This is a genomic window from Amycolatopsis sp. NPDC003861 (assembly GCF_053605405.1).
In genome coordinates this window covers 1-12314 of the sequence record NZ_JBSGJD010000052.1, presented here as the reverse complement: position 1 = coordinate 12314, position 12314 = coordinate 1, and the positions used below count along the sequence as shown (strand labels likewise).

Annotated in this window: 7 protein-coding genes and 1 pseudogene; 5 read left to right on the top strand and 3 right to left on the bottom strand. The window is 65.5% G+C overall.

Annotation, left to right across the window (positions count from 1 at the left end; genetic code table 11):
• Window positions 1-14: 14 nt before the first annotated feature.
• Genes ACWEVN_RS15790 through ACWEVN_RS15770 form a run of 5 tightly spaced genes read left to right on the top strand, consistent with a single transcriptional unit; the run spans window position 15 to window position 10688 of the window.
• Window positions 15-1403, top strand: a complete 1389-nt coding sequence (locus ACWEVN_RS15790) for a protein kinase domain-containing protein (RefSeq protein WP_452051707.1) — start codon at window positions 15-17, stop codon at window positions 1401-1403.
• 16 nt (window positions 1404-1419) lie between these two features.
• Window positions 1420-4728 (top strand): DEAD/DEAH box helicase, encoded by a 3309-nt coding sequence (locus tag ACWEVN_RS15785; protein WP_452051706.1) that lies wholly within the window; start codon window positions 1420-1422, stop codon window positions 4726-4728.
• Window positions 4703-6241, top strand: coding sequence for a hypothetical protein (locus ACWEVN_RS15780; protein WP_452051705.1), 1539 nt, complete (start codon window positions 4703-4705; stop codon window positions 6239-6241). The genes ACWEVN_RS15785 and ACWEVN_RS15780 overlap by 26 nt, the downstream gene beginning before the upstream one ends.
• Entirely contained in the window at window positions 6238-8592 is a 2355-nt protein-coding gene (locus tag ACWEVN_RS15775) for a hypothetical protein (RefSeq protein WP_452051704.1), read from the top strand. The genes ACWEVN_RS15780 and ACWEVN_RS15775 overlap by 4 nt, the downstream gene beginning before the upstream one ends.
• Before the next feature lie 41 nt (window positions 8593-8633).
• On the top strand, window positions 8634-10688 hold the full coding sequence (locus tag ACWEVN_RS15770; protein ID WP_452051703.1) for a hypothetical protein: 2055 nt from the start codon (window positions 8634-8636) through the stop codon (window positions 10686-10688).
• A gap of 26 nt (window positions 10689-10714) precedes the next feature.
• Here ACWEVN_RS15770 and ACWEVN_RS15765 read toward each other — a convergent pair.
• The 3 genes and pseudogenes from ACWEVN_RS15765 to ACWEVN_RS15755 form a co-directional block, all read right to left on the bottom strand.
• Window positions 10715-10846: pseudogene (locus tag ACWEVN_RS15765) on the bottom strand (IS110 family transposase); the annotation flags it as partial.
• Window positions 10847-10979: 133 nt separating this feature from the next.
• Window positions 10980-11243, bottom strand: a complete 264-nt coding sequence (locus ACWEVN_RS15760) for a hypothetical protein (RefSeq protein ID WP_452051702.1) — start codon at window positions 11241-11243, stop codon at window positions 10980-10982.
• Window positions 11244-11770: 527 nt separating this feature from the next.
• Window positions 11771-12139 (bottom strand): hypothetical protein, encoded by a 369-nt coding sequence (locus ACWEVN_RS15755; RefSeq protein ID WP_452051701.1) that lies wholly within the window; start codon window positions 12137-12139, stop codon window positions 11771-11773.
• Window positions 12140-12314 lie beyond the last annotated feature (175 nt).

The window sequence follows — 12314 nt, the reverse complement described above, 5'->3', positions numbered from 1 at the left end:
GAGCGCCGGAGTTGGTGGTCCGCGATGACCACGGTCGTGCGTTGGCTCTGGAGCCAGCGGATATCGGTCAGGGTGGGCAGGGTCGGGTGTACCGGGTGCGGGACAGCCGGCTGGCGGTCAAGGTGGTCAACAGCATGCGGTGGCGGCCCGAGGTGGCCGAGGAACTGAAGTCCCGGTTACGGGCGGTCAGCCGGCTGCCGCTGGACGGCCTGCCGCTGTCTCGGCCGGTGGCGCATCTGGTCGAGCCGCACGTCGGGTATGTCATGGAGTTGCTCGAATCGGTGGTGCCGCTGGCGCAGGTGGGTCGCGCACCGGCGGATGTCGATATTTCCGGCTGGTATCTCCAGGGCGGCGGGTTGGCTCGCCGGCTTCGCGTGTTGACCAGGTTGGCGTGGGTGTTGGCCAGCCTGCACGGGCGGGGCATCGTGTACGGCGACCCGTCGCCGACCAATATCGTGATCTCGGGCCGGACCGACCGAGATCATCTGTGGCTCATTGACACCGACAACCTGGCCGTGACGGCCGACGCCGCCCGGGACATCGGCGGCACTCCCGGTTACGGCGCGCCGGAGTTGGCGTCCTCGTCGACCAGGCTGAGCACGTTGTCGGATGCCTTCGCGTTCGCGGTCCTGGCGTTCGAGGTGCTCGTCAGCCTGCACCCGTTCACGGGTGATCAGGTCCATGATGACGACGAGACCGTGCTGGGCCGGGAAGCGATGGCGTTCCAGTTGCCGTGGGTGGATCACACCACGGATGACAGCAACCGGCTCAGTTATGGGATCTCCCGCGAGTGGGTACTCACCCGCAGCTTGCGAGAGCTGTTCCAGGAGACGTTCGAGGACGGGTTGCGTACGCCGCGCGCTCGGCCGGGGATGTCGGCCTGGTACGCCGCATTGGCGCGGGCAGCGGACGCGACACGGAGTTGCTCGAGCTGTCAGCACACTTTCTACGTCGACCGGCCAATGTGCCCTTGGTGCGGGACCGCAGCGTCGCCGGTCGTGGTGGGACGGGTGTTCGTTCAGCTGCGGCGGCGTGACTTCAGTTCGGAGAACGGCGAGACCGAACTCGCCTTAGCCGATACCCGCGACCTCGTGGTGGTGGAGCAGGATCGATGGGCGTCGATCAGCACTCGCACTGGCCGCCTGGTGCCGCAAGGGGATCCGTTCGAGCCGGTCGCGGCGGCGCGCTGGGACGGCAAGGAGCGCTTGATGGTGCACAACCCGGGCACGGTCCCGTTTCATCTGGTCTCCCAGGACGGGCGGAACCGCAAGCGGGTCGTTCCGCGTGAGCAGTTGCCGGTCACCGTCCGGCCGGGGTCGGCCACCTGGCTGCTGCACCTGACCGATCGTCTCAATGCGCCACATCGCCTGGTCGTGTTCGACGTGCACGGCTGGCAGCACTGACTCGGAGGCGTGAGCGATGGACATAGCAGAGCTCGCGCACGGGCGTGAGTACGAAGTCGAGTTGACTCCCGTCGGCCGGCCGGACATGCGCGGTATCTCGCAGCACGCCGAGGTCGTGTTGCGGCAATCCAGACCCGACGAACCGTGGCTGACCTGCCAGGCATGGGACGGACCGGTACGCGGGCGGCGCATGCTCGACCGGGCACTGCTGGATGATCTGCTGGGCCGGGAGCGGGCCCTACTCTGTTGGGTCGCTGACGTGCCGCGCAGCGGCCTGTATGTGTCGATCCACATCCACGTCTTCGACGAAGCACAGCACTGGGTCAGCCAGGACCGGGTGGACATCGCGGTGGACGACAAGATTCAGGACGATGTCACCCGCCGCGCGGTGGGTACGCCCGACTGGTCGCTCAGAGATCCGCTCCAATGGCTGCGGACAGAGTTCCTGATGCCACCCCTCACGTCGGCCAGCAACACACGGCTGGTCGTCTCCGGATCGGCAGACAACAGTTTGTCGCTCCACGGTCGGCGGTACACGTTGGATGTGCGGCGCCGCGAGGACGGGACGCTCTTCGCCGAACGGCTCACCCGCCGCAGGCCCAACGCCCCGCATGGGTCGACGGTTCTGCTCACCGCGCCGGTCGAGTTCGCCAACGCGCGCCGCGCCGCCCGGCTGGACGCAGAGATCACCGCGCAGTTGGTCCAAATACGCGAACGGAGCCGCTCGTATCTGGACCTGTGGCAGCACTACAACGAATTGGAACATGACTATGTGCTTGGCCGCGCCAAGGAATTGGGCACCGTCTGGTACACCGCGCGATCGGTCAATGCCGACGGAAGTTGGCGATTCCAGGTCGAGCTGACCGACGAGGCCCGGGAGTTCCTGCGGTTGGCCCGCATTCAGCGCGACGGCGATGGTCTGGAGTTGGTAGCGGCGGCTGACCCACCCACGTTCGGCCAAGACGACGTGCACAAAACGGTTCGGGCGCGCGGGCGCCGCCGTGCCGGGTTCGACCTGACCGGTGTCCCCCGAGGGATCGACACGGAGGCTATGACCGTTGACCTGGCCCCGCAGAAAGGCCGTGACGACGAGCGCCGTCCGCCGGTGCAGGGCTACCTGTACCGGGCCTACCGCGGGGACGAGGCGCAGATCGACCGGCGCCGCCGCGCCCGCGACCGGATCGCCAGCGGTCAATCGGAGATGGAAGATCTGGACCTGCTACTCCAAGGAATCGTCCCCCCGCCGCGCAGACACGGACCGAAGCACAAAGGACTGAGCGCGGCAGCTAGACACCTGTTCGACGACGAGCCCACCGACAGCCAGCGCGAAGCGTTGAAAATAGCCCTCAACACGCCAGACATCGCGTTGATCCAGGGGCCACCCGGCACCGGCAAAACGCAGCTGATCGCCGCGCTCCAGCAACGGCTGTCCGAGATCGGCGAATCGGTCGAGACAGTCGGCGACAGCTTGCTGACCAGCTTTCAGCACAACGCGGTGGACAACGTGGTGCGCAAGATCCGGATTCGCGGACTGCCCCCCAGCCGCATCGACTCACGGGAGAGGAACCGGCCGGCGGAAGTCGCCGAGCAGTGGCGGCACGACACGATCGCCGCACTGCGCTCGACCATGCCACCGGAAAGCCAGGCCTGGACACGGGTCCGGGAACTCGAGGACCTGGTGATCGGGTATATCACGTCGCCGCCCACCGTGACCGGAACCGTGACGTTGCTCTCCGAAGTGGACCAGCTAGCGATCGGGATGATCCCACTGGCGCTGCGGCAACGGGTGATCCAGGCCCGCGACGGACTCCGCACCACGATGGAAGTACGGCAGACCAGAGATCTGAGCATGGTCGGCCCGGTGCGTCGGCTGGTCAGCGGCTTGCGTTGCACGGCTGAGGGACATGCCGATGACGGACCGGCCCGAGCGGCGGCGTTGCTTCGCGGGCTACCCGACTGGCTGTCTCTCCCCGTGGCCGGAAAGGCGGATCTGGCTGCGGCATCGGATGGTTCAGCGGACGCGGACCTGCTGGGCCGGTTGCGCGCACTGCGCGATGACCTGCTTGACCAGCTGGTTGGCGAGTCTGGGCCGGTCGCGGTGCCCGCGGCTGATCCATCGGTGCGCGAGTTGCTCGAGGAGGTCGTGGCCGAAGCGATGACCACCGTGCGGGAGTCGGCCGACGGCGCCCATGTCGCCGTGTCTGAGTATCTCGACGAGTTGGAGAACGACCCCTACCTGGTGGAGCGTTCGCTGATCGAGTACAGCTCGGTACGGGCATCCACCTGCCAGCAGGTCGATTCTGCCCTCATGCGCGATGTCATGCGGGATGGCTTGGTCTTCGACACGGTGATCGTCGATGAGGCAGCCCGGGTGAACCCGCTGGACCTGATGATCCCATTGAGCCTCGCGCGGCGACGGATCGTGCTGGTGGGCGATCACGCACAACTGCCGCACATCCTGGAGAAGAAGCTCGAGGACCAGCTCAGCCAGCTCAACCGGACCTCAGGAGAACAGCACGACGAAGACTGGTTGACGCTGCTCCGCACGAGTCTGTTCCAGCGGCTCTACACGCTACTTGGGAAAGCACGGGCCAAGGACCCGAGCATCGAGGATCGAGTCGTCCGGCTGAACAAGCAGTTCCGAATGCATCCCGACCTGGGCAACCTCGTCAGCCGGCTGTTCTACGAGACCGATGGGCCGCGCATTGAGAACGGGGTGACCGCGGCCCAGCGCCGGCACGGACTGGCGAAGTACGGTGACCGTGCCGCGGCGTGGCTGGACGTCGGAGCCGACGACGGGGCCGACTCCAAGGTCGGCACCAGTCGCGCACGAACCGCCGAGGCAAGCCGGATTGCCCGGGAGATCAAGGAACTGGCCGGTCAGGCGCCGCACTTGACATTCGGTGTGATCACGTTCTACGCCGCGCAGGTCCACGAGATCTGGGAACAACTCGCGCTGCTGAACCTTGCGAACGAAACGCACGGCGAGTTCGTACCTGTGCCGGACCTGGCTCAGACCCCCGACGGTCGCGAGCGGCTCCGCGTTGGCACGGTCGACGCGTTCCAGGGCAGTGAGTTCGACGTCGTGCTGCTGTCTGTCGTACGCAGCACAGGCCCGGATCGGCCCCGACGGCTGCAAGCACGACTTCACTATGGGCACCTCACCTCACGCAATCGACTGTGCGTCGCCCTCAGCCGGGCCCGACGGCTACTTATCGGGGTCGGCGACGCCGGCATGTTCCGCCGACCAGCAGCGCCACCCGAGGTCACCCCGCTCACTGAGTTTCTGGAGATGTGTCATGACGGCAACATGGTCCAGCCCTGACCGCCTTGTGCTGGATCTGGTGGACGACGCGCCCCGCGGCCACCGTCGATGGTTGCTGTGGCCGGCGTGGCAGTTCCGGGTGCACGCGCCAGTGGTCGGTCAAACGCGGATGGACGTGTTCCAGCGAGCGATTCTCCGGCTGTGTCGCGCGGGTGTGCGACGGCCGGAGTTGTTGGGTGAGCGATTGTGCCTCGAACCGGACCTATGTGAGTACGTGCTGGAACAGCTCCAGCTCTACGGCTACCTCACCGAGACACGCGAACCGACCCGCAACGGGCTCGACGCGTTGGCCACCGGTGAACTGGACCCGCTCGACAGCGTCGTCGTCTACGTCTTCCAGGACCCTTTCACCCGACAGTTGTGGCCGTCGGCCACCGACCGGCTGTATCCCGGGGAGGTGGTTTGGCGACGCGGACAACCAGCGCTCGTGCGCGGCGACGCCGGTGATCAGATGGAGTTCAAGTGCATGGCCGTCCAGCCACCCGCGGACGCCCAGCCGCGCAAGCCCGAGGCGATCGACGTGCTCCAAGCGGTACGCCGGTTCAAGCTGCCTGACCGGGAGCCTGCCGATTTCGGCGTACCTGGAGACCGCACGATCCGGCGTGTCTCATTCATCGACGCCCAACCCGAGCCGGTGTGGCTGGCCACATATCTGTTCGTCGACTGGCGAGCCAAGGACAAGTCTATTCCCTGGCAGGCGCGCGACCCGCTCGGGTCGGGTCCGAGCACCATGCTCCGTCGCCTCATCTTGGCCCGCCGGGAGGAAGACGAGAGGCTACGTGCGGTGATCGACAACCTCGTCGGGCGACGGGAATCGGCCCGGATTGAGGCGGCCCAGCAGGCGAGAGCCGAGGTGAGCCGGGATGCTGCGGACTGGCTGGATCTCGAGCTCACCCTGCAGATCCGCGAACACGAAGAGGTCCACAAGCTGCTGGTCGACATGGAAACCAGCTACCGGCTCGGCAAGAACGGGTCAGGCGGCACCGAGTTCGAGACCGCGGCGCGCGACGCACTCCGAGCCTTCGAAGTCGTGTTTCGCGAGTTGCTGAGCCGGTACCCGGTAGCCGACGATGACCTGGAAAAGCTCAATCTCAGACCACCAAACCTGGTTGAGCGTCGCAAGAGGGAGGTGCGCAGGCTCGTCGTCGATCAAGCGAAGATCGTTGGCATTACTAGCACCAGCGACCTGGACCGACTCGTCAACGGGAACTTCTCCCAAGTCGTCAATGCCGCACGAAAACCCGCGAGGGCTGACTTCCAACCCAGCCTGCCGGTTCTCGTGCTGGCCACTCGCAACCGAACCGACCATCCGCTGGCCAGGGCGGCCAGGCATCGGCCTGACCTGATCGACACGCTCATCACGACAGCTCGCCTACGCAACCCGACCGCACACGAACGCATCAAGGACTTGGCTCAGGACGAGGTCGAGTGGGTCCGCGAGGCGATCCTGTCGCTGTTGCCATTCCTACTCAACCTGTCCACCCCGGTGAAAGAAGGAACAAGCGCTCCATGACCCCCAACAACCGCCGAACCAAGCAGAATCAAGGCCAGAAAACCACTCGCGCTAACCGGAAGACCCCTCCACCAGCGCAGAATCCACTGCAGGAGGCTGCGGAGTTAGGCGCGCAGGCCACCTCGGTAGCGGAGGTCGAAGGGGTCGAACTGCCGGACATCCCGGAGCCAGCGGACGCATCGGTGGACGAGTTGCGACACGCTATCACCGAGGCACGAAAGAGCAAGGCGATCTACGACCGAGCCGCCGACCTGGCCGGCCGGCGCCAAACCAACGCCGAACAGGAAGTCAAACGAGCCACCGAAGCGCGCGAGTCAGCGGACCAACGCTCCGCGGAAGCGCGGCAACTGCAGAGCGATTTGAATGAACAGCTGGCCACGCTCAAGGCGACCACCGAAGACCTGGACGCACGAGAGCAGGACATCGCCGCCCGCGAGCTGGCCGCCGAGGCGGGGTTCCGCAAACAGCAGGAGCAGGTCGTCGCCGAACAGCGCCGCGAACTGGAGCGGATCAACAGCGAGATCAGCATCGCCTGGGAAGCGTTCGCGGCCAAGCAGAATGAGGAACGAAAGCAGGCCCGCGAACGGCTGGATCGCGAACAGAAAGAACGCAGCGCCGAACTCGACACCCGCGAACGCGACTTGGCCAAGGAATCCAGCGACCTCGCCAAGCAACGCGGCCGGTTGCGTGCTGAGGCAGGCCAACTCCAGGTCGAGACAGAGAACCTCAACGCCGCACACGCCACTCTCGACGCACAGGTCCAGGCGATCGCCGGACGACAGGTGGAGGAGTTCCGGCGGCAACTGGCCACAACCCAGGATCTGCTCGAAGTCGCCAACCAGGAGGCTGACCGGATCCGCCAGGAACTGGTCGCCCGCGAGCGGGAGTCCGCTGCTCTCGACGGACTCGGCCCGCTGGAAGCGGCACAACGCCTACGCCTAGCGGAGGACGACAACCGGAGGCTACGTCAGGAACTGGCGGAACGGCCGAACGCTGAGGCTGTGCGGCGGCTGCAGGAAATCGCCGATGCTCACCGCGGCTGCGAGACACAGCTGGCGGAACTGCGGTACGCGAACGGTCGGCTGGAGGCCGAGATCGGCAACATCAAACTCGGTGTCGCAGACCTGGAACGACTGCGCGACGCCGAGAATTCGTACCGACTGATCATCACCGGCTATCAGGCCCAGGTACGCGACCTGGAGGACCGCTACGCCCAACTCACCGACCGCAAGAACCAGGCCAACCCCTTCCCAGGCCTCTCCAATCTGCACGACAGCCCCGCTATGCGCGTTCCACCCCGGCTGGCCGCGGACCCACCGGACCTGGCCGATCTGGTGCTCCATGTGCAGAGCCGGATGGCACACGCCGAACAGCCGCTACACTACCGCGCCCGCGACATACGCAGCTTCCTGGCCGGACTCGCCACCAGCCACCTCCACCTGCTGGAAGGCATCAGCGGCACCGGCAAGACCAGCCTCCCCCGAGCGTTCGCCACAGCCATCGGGGCCGGCCATGAGCTCGTGGAGGTTCAGGCCGGATGGCGGGACAGGCACGACCTCTTTGGCTACTACAACACGTTCGAGCGCACCTTCCATGAGACGAAGTTCCTCAAAGCTCTCTACAAGGCAGGCCGTCCGGCGCACGCGACTCGTCCGTTCTTCGTCGTGCTGGACGAGATGAACCTGTCCCACGTCGAGTACTACTTCGCCGATCTGCTGTCCAAACTGGAAAACCCGGACGGAAAACCGATCGAACTCCTGCCGGCGCCGGTCGGTCAACCGCTCGACGGGCTCGTCGGTGGCACCGGTATCGCCCTCCCGGACAACGTCTGGTTCATCGGTACCGCGAACAACGACGAGACAACGCTCACCTTTGCCGACAAGACCTACGACCGCGCGTACCTGCTGGAACTACCAGCCACCCGCACAACTCTGGACGCAGAGGCACTGCCGGCGCGCACGCCGTTGTCCATCGACGCGCTCACCGCCGCGTTCGACCGAGCCAAGAACATCCACAAGGACGACGGCGACCGGATCGTGGAGGACTTGCTCAACAGCGACCTACGACCGGAACTGCAGCGACTGTGCGGCATCGGATGGGGCCCACGGATCGAAGAGCAGACCCGCACCTACACAGCAGTCGTCCGCGGGGCCGGCGGCACGGTGGAGGAGGCCGCAGACCACGTACTGGCCACAAAACTGCTGCGAAAGGTGCGCGGTCGCTACCAGATCCGTCACAACCATCTATCCAGTATGGAAAAAGTGATCCGCCGGACCTGGCAGGAAGCCGAGCTGAACGGTGAGCCTGGGCAGAGCCTCGCCCTACTCGAAGACGAGAAACAAAAGCGCTGATGAACAGGCCACAATGGATAGACCGTCTATCGGCCGCAAGCGTGGAGCCAGTCTCCTTCCAGTACCTCATCGGACAGTTAATACTGACGAACGCTGACAGTCCGGTTTATCTCAACGACCGCCCGGCGGACCTCGGCGACTACCTCGTGCCGAGCACCGACAGCCGATGGAGCATCCGGCAACCGGAGATCGGCGTGGCCACCGGCACGTTCATCGCCGACTCACCGACGAACGAGGTCATCGCCTCTGGTGTACTGGAAGTCGCGCAGCGGCTGGCCGAACGGGGCGATGACGTCGTCACGTGGACCGGAGTCCCGCCATTGATCGAGGACATCGGCGACAAGCTGGACATCCAACCAGTGGAACAGCGGGCAAACGACGATATGCCTCACCTTCAGTCGGTCTGCTGGGACCCCGCCGACCGACTCGTCCTCGTTGACGAGTTGATGTCGGTGGCGAGAGCTCGCCGGATCGCACCACAAGCCGTACGCCACCTGTCCCAGCACAGCGAGCACTGGGAGTCGCGGACCCTGACCGGTGTCCGGCCCGCCCGGATCCTCGGCAGCCGACCGGAAGACGACATCGACCGGTACGAGAACCGTGTCACCGCCCGCCTCGTGCAGAATCTGCTGTCCAGCGTCCGAACCCGGCTGGACGCCGCGGCAAAGCTGGACGCCCACATCAAGAGAGTCACCGACCACGGCCAACAGTTCGGCCAGCGGCCGTCATGGCGCAATGCCTACCGTCTTGCCGAACTCCTGGACAGCATGTTCTCCGAGCCCGCACCGCTACACGACAAGGCCACCAAGCTGCTGCGGCTCCTCACTGACCTCGATCAGGAACTGACCGCACTGCTGGGTTCTCCGGTGGTGAGACAACTGACCGGCGGCGCCGTGCCGCCCGAGCTACGCCCCACCAACCTGTTCACCAACGACCACCGATACCGCCAAGTCCGCGAACTGTGGGACGAATGGATCGCCTCGCTCAACTCCACTGACCTCGACTGGGCCGCCTACCACCAGCATCTGTGCCGGGCATTCGAACGCTACGTGCTGCTCGTCACGCTGCTGGCCGGCGAGTTCGTCGGACTGCATGGCGTTGCCGGGCAACGCGCCATGCCCGACGCCTCACTTACTCTGACCGGCCACCCAGCCGGTGATCACACACTGTGCTGGAACTCGGACGCCACATTCACTCTCAGCAGAGACGCCGTACCACTACTTCGGATCGTGCCACTGGCACACGCGCTGACCGCCGACTCGGCCGACGAAGTACGCCGATGCGTCACGACGGTGGAGAGTGCCGCAAGCCGATCGACGGTACCGACATTGGTGCTCTACCCGGGAAGCCAAGAGGAACGAGACCAACTGCCCGCCGATCTCCGGGCACGCGCACACGTGACAATTGGGTCCCCGGGCCTGGTGCCGATCAGCCCTGCGGAACTGGACAGCATCGAACGGGTCGCCCGTGCGCTGCGCTGGCACATCGACGGTTCTTGGTTGCGCACCTACCCACCCAGTCACGCGACTCCGGCACAGCTCGGCCAAGCATTGGCCACAGGTTGGCTGGACCACCGCAACGGACAGCTGCGCGCGACTCAACCACCGGACACCACGGCCTGGGCAAGCACTATCGCCACAATCCGCAAACACGCAGAAGGTGCACCGCGGACGGTACGCCACGACGACCCCACCGCGCAGATCACACCAACCCTGAACGAACTACGCGACGACATCACCGCATTCGCCCACTGCCTGGTATGCCGCAAGCCCATCCCGTACCGCCAGTTTCAGGCGCGAGACCGCGACACGTTCTGGGCCGTCTGTCCCAACTGCAAAATCGAATGGGGACTACGCAGCTGCGGCACATGCGGCGGCCGCTACCCCGTGCTCGCCACTCGCTCCGAACAACTCCGACCCGGCGGGCACGGCGACGAACTTGATCACCGATTCGGCAACGAACTCCTAGCCGAACCGTGCCGGCAACCCCGACCGGAAGAGCCACCCTCGTTCATCTGCACCTCATGCGGCACCTGCGCGGCCGGTGACGGCTGCGAAAGACAACCACGACATGAGTCCTGGTCGCCCACGTCCTGAGCCTCGGGGGTGTCCCTATGTGGTTGTCAAGCCGCGGCTGGGGTCGGAGTGGGGTCGGGGTGGCGGTAGTGGGTGCCGTTGCGGAGCATGGCGTAGAGGACGTCGCAGCGGCGGCGGGCAAGGCAGATGAGGGCGGCGTTGTGTTTCTTGCCCTCGGCTCTGTTGGGTCGGCCCGAGGCGCGGTGCCAGCCTTTCGACTGGCCCGTTTCCTCGGACCGCCCGCCGAACCCGGCGTGCCCATTACTGAGCACCGGGCTCTCCACAAGCCCCAGCCGGCCAGCCGGTGGGTCCTCAGTTCGTGGCGGTCCACGGTGTCGGGGTCTTCGTGCCTCGGCAGCGGTAGCGGATGATCCGCATCTGCCCGGGGTCGAAGAGGTAGGACTGTCCGTCGGTGGGCCACCATTCGCCGCCGCAGAAGCTGGGGAGTAGAGGGAAGGTTTCGACACGCAGCGCGAGGAGTGGGAGCGCCGGTACGCCGAAGCCCGTCGACGCTACGAGGTCCACATGAAGCAAGTCGCCGAAGCTGTCGAGGCCAAAGATCTGGCTGGCGACCAACCATCGTGATCGATCACCGACGGCCTTGGGACCCCGAGAGCGCTCTGGACCGATAGATCCGTGATCATGACGGACACTTTCCGGACGCGATGCGTGGTCTTCGTCGGGCGGCGCCGGATGCGGGTCCGGCTCGCCGGCTACCTCGAAGGCCCTGGCGTCATCTGAAACTCGCTCTGACGGCGGGTGCTGATCGCCGCCGAAGCCGAAGACCTTCCAGACGGCGCGACCACCGCGGCCTGATCGTCCTTACTTGCTGACCGCTCGGCACGCCCCTGTGGAAGGAGCCGCATCAGCGCGGGGAGCGAGTGCGTCAACGGTATCCGAGGCAGGCTGCGTCCGTCGGCGCAGGTGATGAACCAGACCTCAGTTCACAAATCAGGCAAAAATAGTTTATCGGACAATTTGGCTCATTGACTCCCTGATTCGCGTCTCTGGATGCAGGAGAAGCGTCTGAAGTGGGCAACTGTGGTGACTTGACGGCGCCTGGGAGTGCTGCCTGCGTTTTCGGCAGGGAATGGCAAGCGAGGTCAAAGGTTCTCAATTTCCAACCGGATCGAAAAGTGTTGCATGGTCGAAAATGCCTGACGATCGAGGATTTGTTGAATAAATCTGGATTGCGTAACGCGGGTGTTGACGTGGACGACATTGGGGGTTGCTGTCGTCCGACGCTTGGCCAGGAGGTCCGCTGTGCAACCGTCTTTCGCTTCTCGCGCAGGCTTGTTCGCGGTCTTCATCCTCGTCGCCGGGCTGGTGCAGCCGGTGGCCTCTGCTGCTCCCGCGCCGCCAACCTCGACCGTTGCCTCTCCGGCTTCTCCGGCGGCGCCGACGGCCACAACCAGTGCCCCGCCGTCATCGAGCAGAATCCCCGCGCCGACGACCTCAGCGCCGCCGACCACGGTTCCTGCGGCAACACCGCCGCCACGTCCTCAGGACCAGCCACGCACCGGCACCCACCCACTCACAGCGAAAGCGACGTTGGGACTGCCCCCGGTTCGGTTGACTCCTGACCTGTGAGGATGCGCTCCTCGCTGGAAGGATGTCCACCATGCCCAAAGCGTTCCCGCCGGAGTT